The sequence below is a fragment of the Microbacterium sp. AG1240 genome (assembly GCF_003635115.1).
In the GTDB taxonomy this organism is placed as follows: Bacteria; Actinomycetota; Actinomycetes; order Actinomycetales; family Microbacteriaceae; genus Microbacterium.
The window spans coordinates 308,791-331,194 of sequence record NZ_RBXJ01000001.1; the positions used below are offsets into that span (position 1 = coordinate 308,791).

Annotated in this window: 19 protein-coding genes and 2 tRNA genes; 16 read left to right on the top strand and 5 right to left on the bottom strand. The window is 71.0% G+C overall.

Going from position 1 to position 22,404, the window contains the following annotated elements; translation table 11 throughout:
• Positions 1-46: 46 nt before the first annotated feature.
• Complete coding sequence (locus DEU34_RS01425) at positions 47-1,279, bottom strand: diacylglycerol kinase family protein (RefSeq protein WP_121148169.1); 1,233 nt, start codon at positions 1,277-1,279, stop codon at positions 47-49.
• Between the two features lie 86 nt (positions 1,280-1,365).
• On the opposite strand from DEU34_RS01425, the gene serS reads away from it, so the two are divergent.
• From serS to DEU34_RS01450, 5 genes are all read left to right on the top strand, one after another.
• Positions 1,366-2,631, top strand: a complete 1,266-nt coding sequence (gene serS, locus DEU34_RS01430) for a serine--tRNA ligase (RefSeq protein WP_121148171.1) — start codon at positions 1,366-1,368, stop codon at positions 2,629-2,631.
• Entirely contained in the window at positions 2,628-3,515 is an 888-nt protein-coding gene (locus DEU34_RS01435) for an HAD family hydrolase (protein ID WP_396652097.1), read from the top strand. The genes serS and DEU34_RS01435 overlap by 4 nt, the downstream gene beginning before the upstream one ends.
• A 121-nt stretch (positions 3,516-3,636) precedes the next feature.
• A tRNA-Ser gene (locus DEU34_RS01440) sits at positions 3,637-3,721 on the top strand.
• Between the two features lie 233 nt (positions 3,722-3,954).
• Positions 3,955-5,262, top strand: coding sequence for an LCP family protein (locus tag DEU34_RS01445; RefSeq protein ID WP_259459998.1), 1,308 nt, complete (start codon positions 3,955-3,957; stop codon positions 5,260-5,262).
• A gap of 107 nt (positions 5,263-5,369) precedes the next feature.
• Positions 5,370-5,461, top strand: a tRNA-Ser gene (locus tag DEU34_RS01450).
• A 177-nt stretch (positions 5,462-5,638) separates the two neighbouring features.
• Here DEU34_RS01450 and DEU34_RS01455 read toward each other — a convergent pair.
• Positions 5,639-6,181 (bottom strand): CGNR zinc finger domain-containing protein, encoded by a 543-nt coding sequence (locus DEU34_RS01455; RefSeq protein WP_121148173.1) that lies wholly within the window; start codon positions 6,179-6,181, stop codon positions 5,639-5,641.
• 25 nt (positions 6,182-6,206) lie between these two features.
• Between DEU34_RS01455 and DEU34_RS01460 the strand changes: the two genes are divergently transcribed.
• On the top strand, positions 6,207-6,470 hold the full coding sequence (locus tag DEU34_RS01460) for a hypothetical protein (RefSeq protein WP_121148176.1): 264 nt from the start codon (positions 6,207-6,209) through the stop codon (positions 6,468-6,470).
• On the opposite strand, the gene DEU34_RS01465 is transcribed toward DEU34_RS01460, so the two are convergent.
• On the bottom strand, positions 6,414-6,929 hold the full coding sequence (locus DEU34_RS01465; RefSeq protein ID WP_121148178.1) for a flavin reductase family protein: 516 nt from the start codon (positions 6,927-6,929) through the stop codon (positions 6,414-6,416). The two genes, DEU34_RS01460 and DEU34_RS01465, sit on opposite strands and share 57 nt — an antisense overlap.
• Positions 6,930-7,584: 655 nt before the next feature.
• Here DEU34_RS01465 and DEU34_RS01470 point away from each other — a divergent pair.
• Together DEU34_RS01470 and DEU34_RS01475 are read left to right on the top strand one after the other, a co-directional pair.
• Positions 7,585-9,189: a ThuA domain-containing protein gene (locus DEU34_RS01470; protein ID WP_121148181.1), complete on the top strand. Its 1,605-nt coding sequence runs from the start codon at positions 7,585-7,587 to the stop codon at positions 9,187-9,189.
• Positions 9,190-9,247: 58 nt separating this feature from the next.
• A complete protein-coding gene (locus tag DEU34_RS01475; RefSeq protein WP_121148183.1) occupies positions 9,248-10,348 on the top strand; it encodes a hypothetical protein in 1,101 nt (366 codons plus the stop codon).
• A 46-nt stretch (positions 10,349-10,394) separates the two neighbouring features.
• On the opposite strand, the gene DEU34_RS01480 is transcribed toward DEU34_RS01475, so the two are convergent.
• A complete protein-coding gene (locus tag DEU34_RS01480) occupies positions 10,395-11,168 on the bottom strand; it encodes a class II glutamine amidotransferase (protein ID WP_121148186.1) in 774 nt (257 codons plus the stop codon).
• A 66-nt stretch (positions 11,169-11,234) separates the two neighbouring features.
• Here DEU34_RS01480 and DEU34_RS01485 point away from each other — a divergent pair, with 66 nt between their 5' ends.
• Genes DEU34_RS01485 through DEU34_RS01505 form a run of 5 tightly spaced genes read left to right on the top strand, consistent with a single transcriptional unit; the run spans position 11,235 to position 17,607 of the window.
• The gene (locus DEU34_RS01485) at positions 11,235-12,491 is read left to right on the top strand and encodes an aminotransferase class V-fold PLP-dependent enzyme (RefSeq protein ID WP_183042305.1); all 1,257 of its coding nucleotides are present in this window, start codon (positions 11,235-11,237) and stop codon (positions 12,489-12,491) included.
• On the top strand, positions 12,488-13,582 hold the full coding sequence (gene solA / locus DEU34_RS01490) for an N-methyl-L-tryptophan oxidase (protein WP_121148190.1): 1,095 nt from the start codon (positions 12,488-12,490) through the stop codon (positions 13,580-13,582). The genes DEU34_RS01485 and solA overlap by 4 nt, the downstream gene beginning before the upstream one ends.
• A gap of 1 nt (position 13,583) precedes the next feature.
• Positions 13,584-15,083 carry a gamma-glutamyltransferase gene (locus DEU34_RS01495; protein ID WP_121148192.1) on the top strand — a complete coding sequence of 500 codons (1,500 nt, stop codon included), beginning with the start codon at positions 13,584-13,586 and terminating at the stop codon, positions 15,081-15,083.
• Between the two features lie 17 nt (positions 15,084-15,100).
• Entirely contained in the window at positions 15,101-17,101 is a 2,001-nt protein-coding gene (locus DEU34_RS01500) for a primary-amine oxidase (protein ID WP_121148195.1), read from the top strand.
• Positions 17,101-17,607 carry a hypothetical protein gene (locus DEU34_RS01505; RefSeq protein WP_121148197.1) on the top strand — a complete coding sequence of 169 codons (507 nt, stop codon included), beginning with the start codon at positions 17,101-17,103 and terminating at the stop codon, positions 17,605-17,607. Before DEU34_RS01500 ends, DEU34_RS01505 begins: the two co-directional genes overlap by 1 nt.
• Positions 17,608-17,695: 88 nt before the next feature.
• Here DEU34_RS01505 and DEU34_RS01510 read toward each other — a convergent pair whose 3' ends face one another.
• Complete coding sequence (locus DEU34_RS01510; RefSeq protein ID WP_121148199.1) at positions 17,696-18,403, bottom strand: GntR family transcriptional regulator; 708 nt, start codon at positions 18,401-18,403, stop codon at positions 17,696-17,698.
• Positions 18,404-18,546: 143 nt separating this feature from the next.
• On the opposite strand from DEU34_RS01510, the gene DEU34_RS01515 reads away from it, so the two are divergent.
• Genes DEU34_RS01515 through DEU34_RS01525 form a run of 3 tightly spaced genes read left to right on the top strand, consistent with a single transcriptional unit; the run spans position 18,547 to position 22,388 of the window.
• The gene (locus DEU34_RS01515) at positions 18,547-19,491 is read left to right on the top strand and encodes a PDR/VanB family oxidoreductase (RefSeq protein ID WP_259459999.1); all 945 of its coding nucleotides are present in this window, start codon (positions 18,547-18,549) and stop codon (positions 19,489-19,491) included.
• Positions 19,492-19,528: 37 nt separating this feature from the next.
• Entirely contained in the window at positions 19,529-20,866 is a 1,338-nt protein-coding gene (locus tag DEU34_RS01520) for an aromatic ring-hydroxylating dioxygenase subunit alpha (RefSeq protein WP_121148203.1), read from the top strand.
• Entirely contained in the window at positions 20,859-22,388 is a 1,530-nt protein-coding gene (locus DEU34_RS01525) for a glutamine synthetase family protein (protein WP_121148205.1), read from the top strand. The genes DEU34_RS01520 and DEU34_RS01525 overlap by 8 nt, the downstream gene beginning before the upstream one ends.
• Positions 22,389-22,404 lie beyond the last annotated feature (16 nt).

A 22,404-nucleotide genomic window follows, 5' to 3' on the forward strand; every position in this document is an offset into this window, starting at 1 on the left:
TCTCGCGGCGGGCCCGCCCCGCTCTCGAAGCCTGCGTGAGGCCCGGCTACAGCTTGGAGGTGTCGTGGCCCTTCGGCACGACGAGCTGCAGACCGCCCGCCACGATGCGGCAGTGGATGCGGGTGGCCTCGCCGAACTCGTCGCCGTCGAGCTCGACGGGCTGTGCGGGGGAGGTGGCGGTCTCGATCTCGTGGCCGCGCAGGTATCGCACCGACGAATCGCGTCGGCGCTCGAGCACCCGGCGCCCGGCGCGGAAGCGCCGGAGCACGGAGTTGTCCCAGGCGACCTTGCGCCAGACGCCGAGCCAGCCGAACGGGCCGGTGGGCTGGATGATCGCGACGTCCATGAGGCCGTCCCCGATCGAGGCGCCCGGGATGAGAGAGATTCCGGCCGGCAGCGTGCCGCAGTTCGCGAACAGGATGCTCTGGATCCTCGCCCCGTGGAGGCGCCGGTCGTCGAGCTGGTACATGATGCGGAACGGCTGCGCCTTCACGAGCGAGCGCGCCGCTCCATCGACGTAGGCGACCCAGCCGACGGTCTTCTTCAGCTGCGAGTTCGTGTTCGCGATCATCGCCGCATCCAGCCCCATGCCGGCCATGACGACGAAGCCGTGCTCCTCCGTGGTGCCGTCGGGGCGTCGCAGGCGCGCGACGCCGGCGTCGGTGGGGTGGATGTCGCCGTCGAACGTGGCGCGGATCATCGCGTCGGGATCGGTCAGCGGAAGATTGAGATTGCGCGCGAGGAGGTTGCCCGTGCCGCTCGGGATGATCGACAGCGGCATGCCCGTGTCGGTGAGGGTCTCGGCCACCGCGCGGACCGTGCCGTCGCCGCCGGCCACGAGCACCGCGTCGACGCCGTCGTCGACCGCGGCGCGCGTGGCGTCGTCGCCGAGATCGTCGACGGTGGTCTCGAAGAAGAGGGGTGCGTCCCACCCCGCCTCCGACGAGAGGGCGACGACCTTCGCGCGCAGGGTCGCGGGGCTCACCTTGGTCGGGTTGTACACGAGGGCCGCGCGCCTGCCCGTTCCCCGCGGCGCTGCGAGCGGGGCGGGGTCGCCCTGCGCATCGACGCGGCGGGCCTCTCCCGCTCCCGCGGCCGACGAATCGGGCGCGACGTCGTCGGGCTGGCGGATGACGTCGTCGGGTGCGGCGGCGTCGGCGGGTGCGGGGGAGTCGTCGTCGGCGCCACGGGGACCGGGGGCATCGGCTGCGGCGGAGACCGGGTCGTGCTCGCCCGCGCCGGGATCGTCGTCGCCGGGGACTACGGGGGCTGGGGCCATGGCTCCCACCCTAGGGGCGGGGGCTCTCGGCGCGGACGGGGAGGGCAGCGGGTGAGGTCGGCGCTCGCGGACTCTAGACTGATCGCGTGATCGACGTGACCCTGCTGCGTGAAGATCCCGAGCTCGTCAAGCGCTCCCAGGTGGCCCGGGGCGAGTCTCCGGAGACCGTCGACGACGCCCTGGCGGCCGATCGGGGTCGCCGCGCCGCGATCACGGCCTTCGAAGAGCTGAGGGCCTCGCAGAACGCCCACGGCAAGCGCGTGGCCCAGGCACCCAAAGACGAGAAGGCCGCCCTGGTGGCCGAGGCGAAGCAGCTGAGCGAGCGCGTGAAAGCCGCTCAGCACGCGGTGACCGAGGCCGAAGCATCCGCCGATCTCGCGCTGTCGAAGATCGAGAACATCGTCATCGACGGCGTGCCCGCCGGCGGCGAGGCCAACTTCGTCACCCTCCGCACGCACGGCGACGTGCCCGCCTACGACTTCGAGCCGCTCGACCACCTCGCCCTCGGCGAGAAGCTCGGCGCGATCGACATGGAACGCGGCACGAAGGTCTCGGGCAGCCGCTTCTACTTCCTCACCGGCATCGGAGCGCGCCTCGAGCTCGCCCTCATGACCCTCGCCCTCGACCGGGCTCTCGCCTCGGGATTCACCCCGATCATCCCGCCCACCCTGGTGCGCCCCGAGGTCATGCGCGGCACCGGCTTCCTCGGCCAGCACGGCGACGAGGTCTACCACCTCGAAGACGACGACCTCTACCTCGTCGGCACGAGCGAGGTGCCCCTCGCCGGCTACCACATGGACGAGATCCTCGACTTCGAGCGGGGCGCCAAGCGCTACGCCGGATGGTCGACCTGCTACCGCCGCGAGGCCGGGTCGTACGGCAAGGACACGCGCGGAATCATCCGCGTGCACCAGTTCAACAAGCTCGAGATGTTCGTCTACACGACCCCCGAAGAAGCCGAGGCCGAGCACCTGCGTCTCGTCGCGATGCAGGAGGGGATGCTGCAGGACCTCGGTCTGTCGTACCGGGTGATCGACGTGGCAGCCGGCGACCTCGGATCGAGCGCCGCGCGCAAGTACGACATCGAGGCATGGGTGCCGACCCAGGCCGCGTACCGCGAGCTCACCTCGACCTCCAACTGCACGACCTACCAGGCGCGGCGCCTCGACATCCGCTTCCGTCCCGAGGGCGGCAAGACCTCGCCGGTCGCGACCCTCAACGGCACGCTGGCGACCACCCGCTGGATCGTCGCCCTGCTCGAGACGCACCAGCGCGCCGACGGCTCGGTGACCGTGCCCGAGGTGCTGCGCCCCTACCTCGGGGGCCTCGAGGTCATGGAGCCCGTCGAGTGACGATCCCCGACACGGGCAGCGTCGACATCGTCGAGCAGGAGGACGCCGCCGAGCTCGTGGAGGATCTGGCCGAAGACGGTCTCGCCGAGCGGATGCTGATCGCCCTCGATGTCGACGGGACCGTCATCCTCGAGGACGAGACGCTCTCTCCCGGGGTGGTCGAAGCCGTCGAGTTCGCGCGATCGCGCGGTCACGAGGTGATGCTCGCGACCGGCCGCAGCTGGGACAGCACGCACACGATCATGGAGCGCCTGGGCATCTGGCCCGAGTACGCGGTGTGCTCCAACGGCGCGATCGTGATGAAGCGCGTCGGCGGCGACGACGCCGACGGATACGAGCGCGCCCACACCGAGACCTTCGACGCGTCGGAGGTGCTGACGCTGCTGCGCGAGCACCTCGCCGACGCGCGCTACATGGTCGAGCTGCCCGACGGCACCCGCCTGTACACCGAGTATCTCGAGGACTGGAACCTGCGCGGTGCGGGGCACGTCACGTTCGAGCAGCTCAGCCACCAGCCCGTCTGCCGCGTGGTCGTCGTCTCGCCCGGTAAGAGCGACGAGGACTTCGTCGACCTCGTCGCGCGCATCGGCCTGAACCAGGTGTCGTACGCCATCGGGTGGACCGCCTGGCTCGACATCGCCCCGATGGGCGTCGACAAGTCCACGGCGCTGGAGCTCGTGCGGGGCTGGCTCGACATCGCCCCCGAGCGCGTTCTCGTCATGGGCGACGGCCGTAACGACATCGGCATGTTCGAGTGGGCCGTCGAGCACGGCGGCCGCGCCATCGCGATGCGCCAGGGGCCCGCCGAGGTGCACGAGGCGGCGAGCGAGATCGGCCTCTCGGTCGACGAGGGCGGCGTGGCCGCGATCCTCCGAGCGCTGTAGGCCGTCGCACCGCATCCGTTTGGCGCGTCTATCAGGGCTTGTCCAGACCGACGCGTCAGAATGGCGGCCAGGTACTCGATAGACTCGACGCCGTTCGACGGTGCTGCGAAGCACGCTGTCGGGAGGGTTGTCCGAGCGGCCGATGGACCTGGTCTTGAAAACCAGTGGGCAGAGATGTCCCGTGGGTTCGAATCCCACACCCTCCGCTGGTTCGACGGAGACCCCTGCAGGGGGTCGCCGGCGGACCATGAGAGGACCCGGGTTCGAACCTTCAGGTGGGCCCCTGCCGTCAGAGGCTCCGCGGAGCGCGAAGCGATCCGTGGAGTGACGGTAGGGACGAATCCCACACCCTCCGCAATGTGAACGCCTCCGCAAGAGCATCTGCACACTCCGCCGGACCTGGGGGTCGGCGAGAACGATCCGCCCCGAGAGGACCCGAGTGAGTTCGATCAAGCCCGCCAAGCGCGGCCGCCGCACGGTGGCGCGCCACGGACGCCTCACCTCGCCGCATCCGTTCGCACAGCTCATGAAGGTCGTGGCCGTCGCGGTGGCGGTCGTGCTCGTCGCGGGTCTCGGGGTCGGCGGCTACGTGCTGTACGACCTGACGCAGAGCTACACCGCCGACGCGATCGAGCTCGAGGGACAGTCGGATGTCCCGCCCGACATCGGCGCGATCGAGGGCGGCGTGAACCTCTTCATCGCGGGCACCGACAAGTGCGAGCCCGAATACGCCGACATCTTCGGCGATCGCTGCACCGGTCCCGACTCGGCCAGCGAGCTCAACGACGTGAACATGCTCGTGCACATCTCCGACGAGCCGCGTCGGGTGACGGTCATCTCCTTCCCGCGCGACCTCATGGTGCCCATCCCGTCGTGCACCGACGCCGACGGCAAGACGTCGTCGGCGATGACCAAGCAGCAGATCAACACGACCTTCTCCTACGGCGGCCTCTCGTGCACCGTGAAGACGATCTCCGAGCTCAGCGGACAGGACATCCCCTTCGCCGCCACCGTGACGTGGGGCGGTGTGATCGAGATCACCAACGCGATCGGCGGCGTCGACGTCTGCGTCTCCGGTGGCATCCGCGACCGGTACACCGGTCTCGATCTCACCCCGGGTATGCACACGATCCAGGGCGTCGAAGCGCTGCAGTTCCTGCGCACCCGCCACGGCGTCGGCGACGGCGGAGACCTGGGTCGCATCTCGAACCAGCAGCAGTACATGTCGCGCCTGGTCAAGAAGCTCGTGAGCGAAGACGTGCTGTCGAACCCGGGCACGCTCTACAAGCTCGCGTCGACGGCGCTCAGCAGCATCGACCCGTCGACGTCGCTCACGAACCCGCTGACACTCGCCCAGATCGCCCTCGCGGTGAAGGACGTGCCGTTCGACGAGATCACGTTCATCCAGTACCCGACCGTGGCCGATCCCGCCGACGCGAACCGCGTGATCCCGAACAAGACCGCTGCGGCGGCGCTCTGGGAGGCCCTCGCGACGAACCAGCCCCTCGAGCTGACCGGCAAGGCCAGCCAGGGCAACGGCGTGGTCGTGGTCGACCCGACGGGGGCTCCGACGGCGGAGCCGACGTCAGAGCCGACGGATGCTGCGCCCGAGGCGCCCGCTCCGACCGAGGGCGCGACGCAGGCGCCGGCGCCGACCGAGTCGGCTGTCGCCCTTCCCGACTCGATCGCCGGTGTGACGGCGGCGCAGGAGACGTGCTCGAACGGCAACCTGACGGGCATCGGCTGACCTGCGCCGGAGAGATGCCCGGATGCGGCGGGCGGCGCGGGTTCGGAGAGACCTGCGGCACCCGTTACTATGGGTGGGTGCGTCCGCCGTTTCGGCGTCGGAAGCCTGGAGACGTCGCATAGTTCGGCCTAGTGCACCACCCTGCTAAGGTGGAGTCCCCTCACGGGGACCGAGGGTTCAAATCCCTCCGTCTCCGCCAGAGAATCCCCCGATCACTCGGGGGATTTCTTCGTTCCGCGGCCACCATCGAGCCCCGCATCCGTCCCGTCCGCCCTCCTGTCCGGATGAGGGCGATCGGCCCTCGTGCGGGCGCTTGTGCGGGGAAAGCCCGCGCACGGGCCGATCGTCCGCCTTCCGGAGGGGGAGGGCGCGGGAATCAGGCCGGCGCGGCGGCGCGGCGCCGGTGCCTGCGGACGGCGGCGCGGTTCGCGCAGCGCACGGAGCAGTAGCGCTGGCGGCCGTTGCGGGTCACGTCGACGACGACGCTGACGCACGCGTCGCCGGGTTCGGCGCCGGCCTCGCAGCGACGAAGACGGCTCATGCCTCGCGTGGTCAGGTGCATCGCCGTGCCCACCGAGATCACGGCGTCGAGCACGGGGGCGAGCGACTGCTCCTCATCGCGATAGTGGAGGTGCCACCCCTCGCCGTCGTGGTCGGTGAGGCGCGGGTAGGCGGCGATCGCCGCCATGCGGGCGTTGAGCAGAGCCGCCCTCGCGGTCGGCGTGGGGGCGTCGACCACGGTGAGCCACGCGTCGATCACCGCCCGGGTGCGGGCATGATCGTCGGCGGCGACGCGGAAGGCCATCGTCATGCCGTGGTCGCGGGTGCGCTCCTCGATCTCGGACCGGTTGCGGGGCCAGTCGTTGGCGAGGGATGCGGCGAGGAGCACCGCATACTCCCCGTAAGGGTTGAGATGCATAAGACCATGACATCACAGTGGAGGCATGGATGCTCCGCCGCTCGATTCCGACCGTCAGTCGCCCTCGCCCGTCGCCGCGCACGAGCACGGCTGGGCGACGGAGTCCGCGCACCGCACCAGCGAAGGGCGGCTGCTCTACGTGCGCTGCCTCGGCTGCGGTGCGAGACGTGTCGACCTCCAGCCGGGCCCGCGCGTTCCGCCCGTGGCGGTCAGCGTGCCGACGGCTCCCGATTCAGCCCGCGAGTTCCTGCAGGTGACGGTATCCGCCCTTGAAATAGAGGAGGGGTGACCCGGTGTGCCACTCGGGTGAGCTCATCTCGACCACGCGGCCGATGATCACGAGGTGGTCGCCCGCCTCGTACTCCGCCCAGGCCTCGCAGTCGACCCACATGAGCGTTGCGTCGATGACCGGGTTGCCCGACCGGGCCGGGCGCCAGGCGATGCCCGCCCACTTGTCCGTGCCTTTCCGGGCGAACTGGTTGGAGATGTGGTGCTGGTCGTGTGCGAGCACGTTGACCGTGAAACGGCCGCCGGCGGCGATGCGCGGATACGTCGTCGAGGTGCGCATGACGCTGAACGAGACCAGTGGCGGGTCGACCGAGACGCTGTAGAACGACTGGCACGTGAAGCCGACGGGTTCACCGTCGGCGATCGCGCTGACCACGGTGATCCCGGAGGCGTAGTGCCCCAGGGTGTCGCGGAAGACGCGGGGGTCGATGGCGGGCGGAGCGATGAGCGAATCCGACATGGTGTTTCCTCCTATCGATGAGCGCAATCGACGCCCGCGAGAGGTGACGCGGCTGATCCGCGCTCGTCTCGTCCGGGGCGAGTGCCAGGAATACGGAGACGGGATCGGGCGCGGTCGCTGCCGAGCGCTTCTCCAGGTCTCCCACACCACCGAGATCTTTTGGCCCGGCGGCCCGCAACGGCTCACGTTGCGAGATCGAGTCTGCACGCGCGGTGTTACGTGCGCGTTGCGCGGTCGGAGCCGGCGGGTTTCTGGCCGGCAGGCTGCGGCCCTGCGGTGTCGCATTTCCGTGTGCCGGAAGGGTGCGGGCCGCGCGTCGGGCGCGACACCATGATTCTTACCCGGGTCTCCCGGGCTGCTTCCGGCCGAAGTTCCATGATCAGAGATCGACGACGGTCCTGCTTTTGTCTGTTCTTCGGGCAAAACCCGCCGCGCGTGATGACCGCCGTTCCGCTCAGCGGAAGAGAGGCGACCTTGAGCCTCGAGTTCCTCTCGCGCGAGCCGGCTCACGACACGTTCTCGGCACAAGAGCGCCAGGGCGCGGCATCCGGTTCATTGACGGTTCACAGAATCACGGATAGCCTCACCTCGATATGTCGGGACGGACAACATTTATGTCCGGCCGTTCCAGCCACGCACTCAAGGGAGATTGCAGATGAAGCAGCCCGTCTACCGGTGGGGGGCCGTGGCAGCAGCCGCCGGCGTCGCCATCAGCCTCGGCGTCACGCCGACCGCCGCCTTCGCGGAACCGGAGGAAGAGGACTACAAGGTCCTCGTCGTCGGGAAGACCCTCGGGTTCCGGCACTCGCACATCGACGACACGACCAACGCGCTCATCCAGCTGGGGGAGCAGAACGGCTTCACGGTCGACGTCTGGGATCCGGCGATCGGGAACTCCCCCGGCCAGCCGGCGCTGACCATGGCCTCGACGCCGTTCACCAGCACCGCCGACCTCGACAAGTACGCCACGATCGTCTTCGCGTCGCCCGTCGACGGCACCAACCGCCAGGACCCCGCCAGCCCGCGCCTGCTCGACGACACCGAGCTGGCCGCCTTCCAGGGCTACATCCGCGGCGGCGGCGGATACGTCGGCCTGCACGCCGCGACCGACGCGATGCACGCCGTGCCGTGGTACAGCCAGCTCACCGGCGGCGGGGCGCGCTTCCGCAGCCACCCCGCGCAGCAGCAGGCCACGATGCGGGTCGAGAACCCCGGCCACCCGTCGACGACGATGCTTCCCGAGGCGTGGTCGCGCTACGACGAGTGGTACAACTTCACCACCAACCCGCGCGAAGACGTGCACGTGCTCATCACGCTCGACGAGACGACCTACAACCCGGGCAACGGGCGCATGGGTGAAGACCACCCGCTCGCGTGGTGCCAGAACTTCGAGGGCGGGCGCTCCTGGTACGAGGGTGCGGGCCACACGGATGCGTCGTGGACCGACCCCGTCTTCCTCGAGCACATCCTGCGCGGACTGGAATGGACCGCAGGGCTCGTCTCGGGCGGCGGCGACTGCGTCACCTTCCCCGAGGTCAACACGGTGCTGGCCGCCGCGACCGGTGACGAGGCGGTCAAGGCCACGGTGCAGGGGCACCTCGCCGCGGCCAAGACGGCGGACGCCGCCGACGCCCACGCCGACGCGATCGCGTCGCTGCTGCAGGCGCAGCGCGCCGCGACCGCTCTCGACGACGACGTGCTCGACGCGAAGATCGCCGACCTCCTCGAGTGGCAGCGCGGTCTGACCGCCGACGGCCCGACCGACGCCGACGGCGTGCCGATCGACGTGTCGATCGTCGACGCACCGGGCGCTCTCGCGCTCACCGTCGCCGACTTCGGCGAGTCGGTGCGCCTCAACCAGGAGTCGGGCTTCACCGACCGCTGGCGCTTCACGGCGGGTCTCCCGACGGTCAAGGTCTCTGATTCGCGAAACGCGACGCAGGCCGGTACCAGCGGGTGGGCGGCTTCCGGCCAGTCGTCGGCGTTCGTCTCGGGCGGTGCCACGCTCGGCGCCGAGAACCTCGGGTGGGCCCCGAACCTCGTGACCCCCCGCGACGGGGTATCGGCGGGGCCGCAGGTCGCGACCGCCGTCGACGGCGGCACGGGGCTCGCGGTCGCATCGGTGCTCGCTTCGGCGACGCCCGAGGGACGCCGCGGTGTGACCGACGTGAACGCGTGGTTGTACCTCGACGCGCCGCTCGGAACCCCCGAGGGCGACTACTCGGCGCGACTGACGCTGTCGCTGTTCCCGACCGACTGATCGACCGACGCGGGGGTGGGGCCTCGGCCTCACCCCCGCACAGACAGGAGAACCGCGGATGCTGCGGACCCGCCCGATGATCGTCGCCTCGCTCGCCCTCGCGGCCCTGCTCGGGGGCGCACCGGCGGCGATCGCGCTCGACGCACCCGCGAGTGCGACAGCCGAGACCAGCACGACCTGGGCGGTGGCCCCGGCGTCGGCGGAGGGACCGGACGGACGGGTGTCGTTCCGGCACACGATCGACCCCGGCGGATCGGTGGACGAGTTCATCGCGGTGACCAATTTCAGCGCCGCCGCCGCACCGTTCGCGATCTACGCGAGCGACGGTGTGGTCACCGAGGCCGGCAACTTCGACCTGCTGCCGTCGGGTGAGACACCCGTCGACAGCGGCACGTGGGTCCGCATCGGCGAGGTGGAGGGGGCGACCCCCCGCGACGGTGGCGGGATCGTCATCGACGTGCCGGCCGGCGCGACCACGCTCGTTCCTCTTCGTGTCGACGTCCCCGACGAGGCGACGCCCGGCGACCATCCGGCCGGCGTCGTGGCAGAGCTCGCCCGCGGCGACGACGAGTCGGTGCAGGTCGCCTCGCGCGTCGGGGTGCGTCTGCACCTCCGCGTGGCGGGCGATGTCGTCGCATCCGTCGTTCCCGGTTCGATCACCACCTCGTATTCGCCGTCGTGGAACCCGTTCGCGCCCGGCACGTTGACGGTCGACTACGTCATCTCCAACGAGGGCAACGTGCGCCTCGGTGCGACCACGACGACGCAGGCCGCGGGCCTGTTCGGCATCGGAGGAGCGAGCGCGGCGGGCGAGCAGCGCGAGATCCTGCCCCGCCAGCAGACGGCCGCCTCGGCGACGGTGGCGGTGTGGCCGGTCTTCTTCGCCTGGGGCGAGGTGGCGGCCGTGCCGACGACCGTGGGCGAGGACGCGGTGCAGGCCTCCCTCGTGGCGGCGACGACGCCGTTCACGGTGTGGACGATCCCGTGGTCGCAGCTCGCCCTGCTCGCCGTGGCCGCCGTCATCATCGTGCTGATCGTGCGCGCCCGTGCGCGGGCGGAGGCGCGCGTGCAGGCCCGCATCGCCGCCGCCGTCTCGACTGCCGCCGCGCAGCCGAACGACGTCGCGAGTGCACGGGCTGTGCCCGAACGCACGGTCTGAGTCCGCGCGCAGGCCGTCCGCTCGGGCGCACCCCGTGTGCTCGGCGTCAGAGCGGGATCGAGCGCGCGACCCCGCCTCGCTCGAAGACGTGCACCGCGTCGTCGGCGAGGGGTTCCCAGCCGGTGGTGTCGACACCGGATGTCGCCACCACCCTCGCGCCGGTGGGGAGGACGGTCGTCGCCAGCACGTTGTAGGCGTCGTCATGGCCGGGCGGCAGGTCGGCCGCGGCGACCCCGCGGCGAGCGAAGGCGGCGAGCGGCGGCTCGACGGTGCCCCGGGAGTGCACGACGACGAGCGCCCCGTCGACGATGAGCATCGCGTTCAGGCACGCGGAGGGGTAGAGCGCACGGACGTGCGACGCCGCGGACGCGACACCCGCCTCGATCGGCGAGGGTGAGCGCAGCGCCCGCCGCACGAGAGCGAAGTACACCTCGCTGTCGGTCGTGCCGCGCAGCTCCGCCCGTTCGTGCTCGGTGAGCGCGTCGAGCGCGTGCGCGCGGGGTGTGAGGGCTCCGTTGTGCGCGAAGGCGATGCCGTCCGCGACGAAGGGCTGCAGGTTCTCCGGGGCGACAGCGGCGCCGGCGCTGGCGAAGCGCAGGTAGAGCAGCGAGATCACGGAGGGTTCGGCCGGCGGAGCGTCGCGAGCGGGGGTGAGGCCGGTGAGGAGGAGGGGAGGGCGATCGGACGCGTCGGTCCGGGCGTACCCCCACCCGTCGGTGTGGAGCGCCGCGAGGTCGAGGAAGTCGCCGAGAAGCGTCGCGCCGAGGGCGTCGCGGGGCGTCATCGCCCGCGGCGCGATCGTCCCCAGCATCCGTGACATCCGACCGCCTTCATATTGGATCCAGTTATGTTACGTTTGGATCCTACTGCTCCCCTGGGAAGGTCCATGAACTCGATGCCCGTGGCGAATTCGCCGTCGACGACCTCCGTCGAGCCCCCTGCCCCGATCGATGTGGCGCGGGAGCGGGCTCGAACGGCCGGCTCGTGGAACGCACGGCACTTCAACGCCGCGGGCGCCGCCCTCCCCTCGCTGCAGGTCGTGACGACCACGGTCGAGCACCTGCGGCTCGAAGAGGCGATCGGCGGCTACGAGGCGGCGATCGAGGTCAAGCCCCGCATCGAGGCCGTCTACGACTCCGCGGCGCGCCTCGTCGGCGCCGAACGCCACGAGATCGCCCTCCTCGACAGCGCGTCGACGGGACTCCGGGTCGTGCTCGACGCCCTCCGTCCTCGCGCGGGATCCCGCATCATCGCGTCGCGCAGCACCTACGTCAGCCACGCCCTGCACCTCATGACCCTCGCCCGCGAAGACGGGGTCGACCTCGAGATCGTGCCGGCCGGAGCCGACCGTCTCCTCGACCTCGATGCGCTCGAGCGGATGCTGGCGGAGGGGCCGCCGGCGATCGTCACGGCGGCGCACGTGCCCACCTCGTCAGGGTTGGTCGAGCCCGTCGCCGCCATCGGTGCGCTGGTGCGCTCGTACGGCGGTTTCTTCCTGCTCGACGCCACCCAGTCGGTCGGCCACCTCGACTCCGACGTGCGGAAGATCGGGTGCGACGTGCTCGTAACAACCGGCCGCAAGTTCCTGCGGGCGCCCCGGGGGACGGGGTTCGCCTACGTCGCGGCGAGCGCCTTCGAGCGCCTCCTCCCCACGGCCCCCGACGTCCGCGGTGCGCAGTGGACGTCGGCATCCGACTGGCGCGTCGAGGAGTCGGCCCGCCGCTTCGAGACCTGGGAGGCGTCGATCGCCGGCCGTCTGGGGCTCGGCGTCGCCATCGACGAAGCGTTGGAACGCGGCATCCCGCAGACGCAGGAGTGGCTCACCGCGACCGGACGGGCCGTCCGTGCCGCGCTGGCCGAGATCGACGGCGTCTCGCTCGGCGAGGCGGTCGACACCCCGTCGGCGATCGTGACCTTCGTCGTCGAGGGTGTGCCGTCGGCGACCGTCGTGACCGAGCTCGCCCGCGACCGCGTGCGCGTGGTGTCGGTACCGGCCACCCACGGCCAGTGGGATCTCGGCGACCGCGGCCTCTCGGCGGTCGTGCGTGCGTCGGTCCACGTCTACAACGACGAGAATGACCTCGCGGCCCTGATCGACCGGGTCGCGCACATCGCTCGGACGCATCGGTCGGGAGGGGCATGAGCGTGGTGGAGGCCGACGTCGTCGTGCTCGGACTCGGGGTGCACGGCTCCGCGGCGGTCGCGAGCCTCGCGCGCCGGGGGCACCGGGTCGTCGGGCTGGAGCGCTTCGCGGCGGGCCACGCGCGCGGGTCGTCGCACGGCCGCACCCGCATGATCCGACGCGCCTACCCGAACCCTGTCTGGAACGGCTTCGTGGCCGAGGCCTACGACGCGTGGGCGGCACTCGAGCGCGAGAGCGGCCGCACGCTGATCCACCGCACCGGTGGGGTGTACGCCCACGAGGGCGCCTCGCAGCTGCAGGGGCCCGATTGCGTCGCTCTGGCCGACCCGGCCGCTGTCGCCGGGGTCTTCCCGGGCCTGCGGATCCCCGAGGGCTACGGGGCCGTCTACGATCCGAACGCCGGGGTGCTCGAGGCCGAGGCTGCGCTCGACGTGCTCCGGGCGAGCGCCACGGGCAACGGCGCCGACCTGCGTTTCGGCGCGCGCGTCGACGGCTGGGACACGACGTCGTCCGGGGTCGTCGTGCGTACGGGTGACGACGAGATCCGGGCCGACCGCCTGGTCGTCGCCCCGGGATCGTGGGCGGCACGGATGCTGCCGGCCCTCGCGCCGATCGTCGAGGTGTGGCGCATCCTCACCCTCACCGTCGCCGCCGGTCAGCCCGTCGCGATGCCGCCGCGGCTCGGCGCCTTCTCGATCGACCGCCCGGAAGGGCTCGTGTTCGGCATCCCCGATGCGGCCGGGAACGGGTTGAAGATCGGCGTCGACGCCGGACCGGTGTGGGACCCCGAAGAGCCCGTCGCCCCCGCGACCCCCGCCGAGATCGACGCACTGCGCGCGTTGATGTCGGACTACGTGCCGGGCATCGACACCTCCGTCGTCGAGGCCGCCGCGTGCCTGTACACGATGACCGAAGACAGAAGATTCGTGCTCGGGCCGCTCGCCGATGCTCCCGAGGTCATCGCGGTCTCCGCGTGCTCGGGACACGGCTTCAAGTTCGGTGCCGCCGTGGGTGAGGCCGTCGCCGACCTTCACGAAGGGCGATCGCGCGACGACCTCTCCTTCATCTCGACCGAGAGACGAGGACTCTGAGATGGCCGTCGCCCTCGCCGCCCCCCATCGCGCCGCCGTCACCGCCGGTGAGCGCGCGGTCGCCGCCGGTGGCAACGCCCTCGACGCGGCGCTCGCCGCTGCCGCGATGCTCACGGTGGCCTACCCCCACCAGTGCGCGATCGGCGGCGACCTCATCGCGCTCGTCCGAGACCCCTCGGGCGCCACGACCGCCGTGATCGCGGCGGGCACCGCACCCGCCGCCATCGACACCGCGTCGGGGGACTGGGCGGCGGTGCCCCGTCAGGGCGCGCATTCCGTGACGGTGCCGGGGATGGTCGCGGGCTGGGAGGCCATCGCGGCGCTGGGCGGTGCGCTCGGTCTCGCGCCGGCCTTCCGCGGCGCCGCAGACGCGGCGCGGGACGGCGTCACGGTCAGCGCGGGGCTCGCGCGTGCCATCGCGTCGAGGGCGGAGGGGATCCTCGCCGACCCCGGACTGACCGCCGTCTTCGCACCGACGGGCGACCTGCTGGCGGAGGGTGACACGTACCTGCAGCCGGCTCTCGCCGATACGTTCGGCCGCCTCGCCGACGACCCGACCGACTTCTACTGCGGCGCGACCGCCGATTTGCTCGTCGCCGCCCTCCGCGGTGCGGGCGGCGTGCACACCCGCGACGACTTCGCCGGCTACGCCCCCGAGATCACCCCCGCGCTGTCGACCGACCTCGGCGGTCGCACCTGGTCGGTCGCACCGCCGCCGTCGGCCGGCGCCCTCGTGCCGGGTGTGGTGGCGGGCGGTCTCGACGCGGAGGGCATTGCGGATGCTGCAGCCCTCGTGGCCGCGAGCGTGCGCGGCGTCGCTGCCCGCGGGGCTCACCTCGGCGATCCGCGCATGGGGCCGATCGACGTCGACGCCCTGCTCGACATCGCCCCGGGTGCCGGTTCGACGATCGGCGAGCCGCGGGCGAGCGGCGACACGGCCTCGGTGGTCGCGATCGACGACGACGGGTGGGCGATCACGATCGTGCAGAGCGTCTACTTCACCTTCGGTGCCGGGTTCCTCGACCCCGCGACGGGCGTGCTGTTCCACAACCGCGGGAGCGCGTTCAGCACCGACCCGGCATCGCCGGCCCTTCTGCGCGCCGGCGCCCGCCCGCCCCACACCCTGTGCCCCCTCATCGTGGAAGACGCCGCGAACCTCGTGATCGCCGGCTGCCAGGGCGGTCGCGCGCAGCCCTGGATCCTCGCGCAGCTGTTCGCCGCCGGGTCGTCGTTGCGGGAGCCGCTCGACGCGATCCTCGCGCGGCCTCGATGGATCGTCGGAGACGTCGACCTCGGCTTCGATCGCCTCACCCTGGCCGCCGAGCCCGGTGTCGCGCCCGAGGCGCTCGCCGGCGCGAAAGCTGCGGGCGTTCCCGTGGCCGATCTCCCCTCTCGCGCCGACGTCGCCGGACACGTGCAGCTCGTGCGGCGACGCGATGGCCACCTGCTCGACGCCGCGAGCGATCCCCGAGCCGACGGTGTCGGCGTCGTCACCCTTTGACACTGGAGGAGAACCCCATGACCTCACGCATCTGGAGCGACCCGCTCACGCCCACCGAGATCGACGAGATCACCGCCCTGGTACGCGCCGACGCGCGCATCGGCGAGCGACCGCGGTTCTGGGGCATCGCCGTGGAGGAGGGGCTGGCCCGTGCCCTCGCCCCGGGTCAGGGGCGCCCGGTGCGACTGGTGGTCATGAACCCCGACGCCCACGCCGCGTGGGAGGTCACCGGCTGGACCTCGGGCACCGATCGCGATGCGGTGCTCTCGGGCTGGGCAGACGTCGACGCCAAGCGTCCGGGCGTCTCCTCCGACGAAGCGCGGGCGATCGCCCAGGCGGCGCGCAACCACCCGCTCATCGTCGAAGCACTCGCCAAACGCGGCATCCATGACACCTCGCTGGTGTGGGTCGATCCGGAGTCGATCACGGGCTTCGAGCCCGAAGACCTCGCCGACCGCCGACTGTCGTGGGGAACGGTCTGGTACCGCGAGAGCGTGGACGACAACGGCTACGCGCGGCCCGTGGCCGGTCTCGTGCCGATCCTCGATCTCGAGACCCTCGACGTCATACGCATCGAAGACCACGGCGTGATCCCGATGGCGAGCGAATCGGGCAACTACCGCTCGGGCACCTGGGGCCCCGATCGCGAGGTCGCCCCGCTGGAGATCACCCAGCCGCAGGGGCCCGGATTCGATGTCGACGGGCACCGCGTCACCTGGCAGAACTGGTCGTTCAACATCGGTTTCACCCACCGCGAGGGACTCGTGCTGCACGACATCTCGTACCGGGACGGCGACGTCGACCGCTCGGTCATGCGCCGGGCGTCGATCAACGAGATGTACGTGCCCTACCTCGACTCCGACCCGACCGCGTACCGCAAGAACTTCTTCGACTGGGGCGAGTACGGCGCGGGGCCGCTCACCGCCTCGCTCGAACTGGGGTGCGACTGCCTCGGCGAGATCCGCTACTTCGACGCGCACGTGCTCGACGGCAACGGCGAGGCGATGACGATCTCCAACGGCATCTGCCTGCACGAGGAGGACCACTCGATCCTCTGGAAGCACGTGAACACCCGCACCGGCGAGGCCGACGTGCGCCGCTCGCGCCGCCTGGTGATCTCGTTCTTCGCGACGGTGGCGAACTACGACTACGGCTTCTACTGGTCGCTCTACCAGGACGGCAACATCGAGCTGGAGATCAAGCTCACCGGCATCCTGTCGGTCTCCGGCATCGACGACGGCAAGATGCCCTCCTTCGGACGCATGGTGAGTCCGAACGTGCAGGCTCCCACCCACCAGCACTACTTCGCCATCCGTCTCGACACCGCCGTCGACGGGCCGCTGAACCGCCTGGTCGAGGTGCACGCCGAGGTCGAGGAGGACGACGAGCTGAATCCGTGGGGGAACGCGGTGAAGATGGTGTCGGAGACCATCTCGTCGGAGAAGGATGCGGCGCGCCTGGCGGATTCCTCGCGCGCCCTGCACTGGCGGATCGAGAACACCGGAAACACCAACCGCTTCGGCGAATCGACGGCCTACCGCCTCTCCGTGCTCAACACCACGCGCCTGTTCGCCAAGCCCGGGAGCGTCGTGGCCCGTAAGGCGCCGTTCGTCGGCAAGCATCTGTGGGCCACCGCCTACGACGCCTCCGAGCGGTTCATCGCGGGGGAGTACCCGAATCAGGCGCCGCTCGAGGCCGAGGGGATCACGGCGTGGCAGCAGGCCGACCGCCCGCTCGACGGCGCCGAGCTCGTGGTGTGGCCGATCGTCGGCGTGCACCACTACCCGAAGCCGGAGGAGTGGCCGATCATGCCGGCCCACAAGATCGGCCTGCGACTGGAGCCCGACGGCTTCTTCGTGCGCAACCCGTCGCTCGACGTCCCGCCGTCGGAGGAGGCCGCCTGCCACGCGCCGTCCGGCGGGCACGGACACGACGGGTACGGTCACGACCATGACGGTCACGCTCACGTGCAGCACGGCAGCGACGACCCGCACGCGCACCACCACGATCACCACTGATGCCGGCGGAACTGCTGCACGCGGGAGCGTTGGGGGCCGCCGGCCTCGGAACCTGCTGCGTCGCTCTCGACCGCCCGCGACCGCGGCTGCGAGAGCTGTCGCTGTCGATCGTGATGTTCCTGGCGATGCTCGACGTCGTCACCGCCGTGCACCTCGTGCCCGTGGTCGGGTGGAGTGCGCTGACGGTCGCCCTGGCGATGGCGCTCGGGGCGAGGCGGCGACGTCCGGCCGAACCCTCGGCGGTGGTGGGGATGCGCGTGCACTCCGCGGTCGGTGCCATCCTCATGGCGGGGCTGATGCTGGCGATGTCGGGCGGGCCGGTCCCGACCGGCGGAGCGCACCACGGCGGTTCGATCGCCTCGCTCGTGCTGCCGCTGGTCGCCGCGACCGCGGTGTACGCGGCCTGGTCGGCGACGCGCCTGCGCCGTGCTCACCTGCTCGAGCGGGTGCAGTACGTCAGCATGGCCGTCTCGCTGCTGCTCCTGGCCGGCGCGGCCCTCGGCTGAGCCCGGCGCGAGCCGAGACACGCGAATCGGCCGAGACGCGCCGCCTGGCGTGATGTCTCGGCCGATAGGTGTGTGTCGCGGGGCGGCGTCAGCCGGTGAAGACGGTCGAGCTGCGGCGCTCGTACCAGCGCGCGAGCTGCTCGCCGGCTCCGTGCACGTGGGCGCGCATCTGCGCGCTCGCGGCCTCGGCGTCGCCGCGCTCGATGGCCTCGATGATGCGCAGGTGCTCCTGGTAGTTCTCCTCGCGGTGGCGCTCGTCGTTGACGAGCAGCTGTGCGGAGACGTTGCGGGGGAAGGTCTCGTTGATCTCGGCGATCGCGCGTCCGAGCCGCGCGTTGGCCGACGCGAGCACGATCGTGTTGTGGAAGACGTCGTTCTCCTGCCGACTGTCCAGGGCGCGCGCCGGGGCGCCGCCCTCGACCGAGCGGTCGTACATCTCCTGATTGGCGGCGCGGAGCCTGTCGAGGTCGGCGTGCGAGATGCGGCTGACGGCGCGTGCGGCCGCGAGGGCTTCGAGCTCGGCGCGCACCTCGTAGGCCTCGCGCACCTCCCACGGAGCGGGAACCCGAACGACCGCGCCGCGGTTGGGGACCACGTCGATCAGCCCGCCGGTCTGCAGCTGACGGAGCGCCTCGCGCACCGGGGTGCGGCTGACACCGAAATCGCTCGCGAGCTCGGCCTGCCGCAGCTGCGCTCCGATGGGGATGTCGCCGTTCATGATCCGCGCTCGGATCTTCGCCGCGATCTCATCGACGAGAGCGTGAGCGGAAGACGCTTCGATCGTCTCATCAGGCATTCGGGTGTGTCTCCTCACCGACGCAGATGGTGCTGCGGCACCTCGGAACGATAACAGAACTCGTCTATATGGACCCCGATCGGCGCGGAACGTCGCCCAGGTGAGTAATATTGGATCCACACTTGTGATGTTAGGATCCACATATGTCAGGGCTGGAAGTGATGACGGACATCCGCGTCCGGGTGCGCGGGCTCGCCCGCGAGGCCGAGGGTGTGCTGTCGGTAGAGCTCGAACCCCTCGGCGGCGCGCTCCCTTCCTGGACCCCCGGCGCGCACATCGACCTCGTCGTGCCCGGGGCGCCCGTGCGGCAGTACTCGCTCTGCGGCGACCCGTCGGTGCCGCGATACCGCATCGCCGTCCTGCGCGAGAGCGACAGTCGGGGCGGGTCGCGAGCCGTCCACGAACGACTGCGCCCGGGCGACGAGGTCATCGTCCGAGAGCCGCGCAACCACTTCGTGCTGGAGCCCGCCGCGCAGTACCTCTTCATCGCCGGGGGCATCGGCATCACGCCCCTCCTGCCCATGGTGCGTCAGGCGCAGTCGGCCGGAGCACGCTGGCGGCTGCTCTACCTCGGCGGCTCGCGCGAGCGCATGCCGTTCCTCGACGAGCTCGCGGCCCTCGGCGGAGACGTCACCGTCGTCGCCCGTGACGAGGGCACCCGGGCCGACCTGATCGCCGAGGTCGCCGCATCGCCCGACGCGCTCGTGTACGCCTGCGGTCCGGAACGGATGCTGACGGCCCTGGCCGATGCGGTGCCCGACGCCGACGCCCGGCTGCGGCTCGAGTACTTCTCGGCGCCCGAGATCGCGTACGAGCCGGGCGGGCCCTTCCGCATCCGCCTCGATCGCAGCGGTCTCGAGCTCGAGGTGACCCCGGAGGAGTCCATCCTCGAGGTCATGCGCGGCGCCGGCGTGGAGGTGCTGTCCGACTGCGAGGAGGGCATCTGCGGCAGCTGCGAGACCCGCGTGGTCGAGGGGGATCCCGAGCACCGCGACTTCGTCCTCACCGCGCAGGAGAAGGCGAACGGCGACTGCCTGATGGTCTGCGTCTCGCGCGCCTCGTGCCCACTGCTCGTCCTCGACGCCTAATCCTCACCGACCGACACGCACTGAAGGAGCGCACCGCATGCTCAAGCAGGAAGACAACGAGAAGATCACCCGATCGGGGCCCGGCACCCCGCTCGGCAACCTGCTGCGTTCGTACTGGCAGCCCGCCGCCCTGGTGTCGGAGATGCCGGGCGAACGCCCGGTCAAGCAGGTGCGCATCATGAGCGAAGACCTCGTGCTGTTCAAGAAGCGGGAGGGCTGGGGGCTGATCAGCCGCTACTGCGCCCATCGGGGGGTCGACCTGTCGTACGGGCGCCTCGAGGAGGACGGCATCCGCTGCCTGTACCACGGGTGGCTCTACAACGGCGAGGGTCGGTGCGTCGAGCAGCCCGCTGAGCCCGACCACAGCCAGTTCCTCGGCAAGGTGCGTATCGCCAACTACCCGTGCGTGGAGCGCAACGGCATCATCTTCACGTACATGGGCGCGGGTGACCCGCCGCCGTTCCCGCACTACGACTGCTTCGTCGCTCCCGAGGAGTACACGTTCGCCTTCAAGGGGCTGTGGGAGTGCAACTGGCTCCAGGGCCTCGAGGGCGGCATCGACCCCAGCCACGTATCGTTCCTCCACCGCTTCATTGAAGAGGACCCGCGAGAGATGTACGGCCAGCAGTTCGCCGAGGAGGTCGAGGGCACGGGCAAGAAGCTGTCGATGCTCGTCGGCGAGAGCTATCGCCCCGACATCGAGGTCGAGAACGCCGAGCACGGACTGCGCGTCTACGCCCTGCGTCAGCTCACCGAGGACATCAAGCACGTGCGCGTGACGAACCTCATGTTCCCCAACGCGTTCGTCGTCCCCTTCGGCAACTCGAAGGTCTTCACGCAGTGGCACGTACCGATCGATGACGAGACGTCGTACTGGTACATGATCTTCTACGACTTCGCCGAGCCCACCGACAAGGAGACCCTCCTGCAGCAGCGGCTCGAGGGCGTGAGCCTCCCCGAGTACCGGCCGCTGCGCAACCGCAGCAACAACTGGGGCTTCGACCCCGTCGAGCAGAAGGAGCTCACCTACACCGGCATGGGCCTGGACATCAACGTGCACGACCAGTGGGCGGTGGAGAGCATGGGAGCCATCCAGGACCGCACCGTCGAGCGCCTGGGCGTCTCCGACCGCGCGGTGAGCGCGAACCGTCGCCTGCTCCTCCGCGCGATCGAGGCCTTCGCCTCCGGGGCGCGCACCCCGTCGCACCCGCTCAGCGAGACCGAGGCGACCGAACTGACAGGACCCATCGCGATGGACACGATCGCCGCGAACGACGCGTGGCAGACCCGCTGGGTCGAGCGCGAGCGGGAGCGCCGTGACGCCTCGCCGTGGGCGGGCCCGCTCGCCACCGCGGAAGCCACCGTCGATGCGTGAGCGCAACGTCGACGAGCGCCCCGTCTCCGAGAACGGCGGGGGCGTCTCGGCGCGGCCGATGCTCGCGGCCGAGCGCGACGGCTTCATCTCGCGCCACGACCTCTGGAACGAGGCGCAGTACGCGGCCGCGGGCCAGATGCGCCGGGTCATGGATGAGATCGGCATCGAGATGGTGCGGTTCTCGTTCGTCGACCAGCACGGGATCCTGCGCGGGAAGACGATCACCCGCGCCGGCGTCGCGGCCGCGATGCGCTCGGGCCTGACGGTGCCGAGCTCCCTCCTGCTGAAGGACACCTCGGGCCAGTCGGTCTTCTCGGTCTTCTCCGCCGACACCGGGGTGGGGGTCGACGGCTTCAGCGGAGCGGGCGACATCGTGCTCGTGCCCGACCCCGAGACCTTCCGCGTGCTGCCCTGGACCGAGAACACCGCCTGGATCCTCTGCGACCTCCGTTTTCCGGACGGCGCTCCCGTGCCGTTCTGCACGCGGTCGATCCTGCGCACCGAGCTCGCCACGCTCGCCTCCCGCGGGTACGGCATGACGGTGGGCGCCGAGCTGGAGTTCCACGTCTTCCGACTCTCCGACGAAGAGCTCGCCACGGCGCACGTCGCCGCGCCCGGCCGCCCGGGGGACGCGATGGTCTGCGCCCCCACGACGCGCGGGGCGCAGCTGCTGCACGAGGAGTCGCTCGACGCGATGCAGCCTCTCGTCGATGCGCTCTACCGCACCCTGACCCTCCTGGACCTCCCGCTGCGCTCTATCGAGCTGGAGTTCGGGCACAGCCAGTTCGAGATCACGATGGAGGCGGGGGATGCTGCGCGGATCGCCGATGCGATCGTGCTGTGCCGCATGGCGGTGCGCCGCGTCGCCCGCGGCCTGGGCTACCACGCGACGTTCATGTCTCGGCCTCAGGGTGTCGAGGGCGCCTCGACCGGCTGGCATCTGCACCAGTCGCTCTACGAGCTGACGACGGGGGCCGCGGCCTTCGTGCCCGAGGCGGAGGGGACGACCCTGAGTCTCGTGGGGTCGGCCTACCTCGCCGGGCTCCTCGCCCACGCCCCGGCGGCGGCGGCCTTCACCACGCCGACGGTCAACGGGTACAAGCGATACCAGCCGTTCTCGCTCGCGCCCGACCGCGTGGCCTGGGGCATCGACAACAAGGGCGCGATGATCCGCGCGGTCGGCGGCGTGGGCGACCCCGCGACGCGGCTCGAGAACCGCTCCGGCGAGCCCGCGGCGAACCCCTACCTCTACATCGCGTCGCAGCTGATCAGCGGGATGGACGGCATGGAGCGCGGACTCGTGCCGCCCGCCCCCACCCTCGATCCCTACCGCACCGAGGCGCCGGCGCTGCCGGCGTCGCTCGGCGACGCCGTCGCCGCCCTCGTCGACGACCCCGCGTTCCGGTCGGCTCTGGGCGAGACGGTGGTGCACTGGTACGCGACGATCAAACGCGCCGAGTTCGACCGGTACCTCCGACACGTCTCCGACTGGGAGCAGCGCGAATACTTCGGGATCCTGTGATCCCGCGCCGAGGAAG

What these genes read in the sequence shown, in the direction of transcription:
- DEU34_RS01425 (WP_121148169.1), bottom strand. Translation starts at nt 1,279, where the DNA reads ATGGCCCCAGCCCCCGTAGTCCCCGGCGACGACGATCCCGGCGCGGGC.
- DEU34_RS01455 (WP_121148173.1), bottom strand. Translation starts at nt 6,181, where the DNA reads ATGCATCTCAACCCTTACGGGGAGTATGCGGTGCTCCTCGCCGCATCC.
- DEU34_RS01460 (WP_121148176.1), top strand. Translation starts at nt 6,207, where the DNA reads ATGGATGCTCCGCCGCTCGATTCCGACCGTCAGTCGCCCTCGCCCGTC.
- DEU34_RS01465 (WP_121148178.1), bottom strand. Translation starts at nt 6,929, where the DNA reads ATGTCGGATTCGCTCATCGCTCCGCCCGCCATCGACCCCCGCGTCTTC.
- DEU34_RS01470 (WP_121148181.1), top strand. Translation starts at nt 7,585, where the DNA reads ATGAAGCAGCCCGTCTACCGGTGGGGGGCCGTGGCAGCAGCCGCCGGC.
- DEU34_RS01475 (WP_121148183.1), top strand. Translation starts at nt 9,248, where the DNA reads ATGCTGCGGACCCGCCCGATGATCGTCGCCTCGCTCGCCCTCGCGGCC.
- DEU34_RS01480 (WP_121148186.1), bottom strand. Translation starts at nt 11,168, where the DNA reads ATGTCACGGATGCTGGGGACGATCGCGCCGCGGGCGATGACGCCCCGC.
- DEU34_RS01485 (WP_183042305.1), top strand. Translation starts at nt 11,235, where the DNA reads ATGAACTCGATGCCCGTGGCGAATTCGCCGTCGACGACCTCCGTCGAG.
- solA (WP_121148190.1), top strand. Translation starts at nt 12,488, where the DNA reads ATGAGCGTGGTGGAGGCCGACGTCGTCGTGCTCGGACTCGGGGTGCAC.
- DEU34_RS01495 (WP_121148192.1), top strand. Translation starts at nt 13,584, where the DNA reads ATGGCCGTCGCCCTCGCCGCCCCCCATCGCGCCGCCGTCACCGCCGGT.
- DEU34_RS01500 (WP_121148195.1), top strand. Translation starts at nt 15,101, where the DNA reads ATGACCTCACGCATCTGGAGCGACCCGCTCACGCCCACCGAGATCGAC.
- DEU34_RS01505 (WP_121148197.1), top strand. Translation starts at nt 17,101, where the DNA reads ATGCCGGCGGAACTGCTGCACGCGGGAGCGTTGGGGGCCGCCGGCCTC.
- DEU34_RS01510 (WP_121148199.1), bottom strand. Translation starts at nt 18,403, where the DNA reads ATGCCTGATGAGACGATCGAAGCGTCTTCCGCTCACGCTCTCGTCGAT.
- DEU34_RS01515 (WP_259459999.1), top strand. Translation starts at nt 18,547, where the DNA reads ATGTCAGGGCTGGAAGTGATGACGGACATCCGCGTCCGGGTGCGCGGG.
- DEU34_RS01520 (WP_121148203.1), top strand. Translation starts at nt 19,529, where the DNA reads ATGCTCAAGCAGGAAGACAACGAGAAGATCACCCGATCGGGGCCCGGC.
- DEU34_RS01525 (WP_121148205.1), top strand. Translation starts at nt 20,859, where the DNA reads ATGCGTGAGCGCAACGTCGACGAGCGCCCCGTCTCCGAGAACGGCGGG.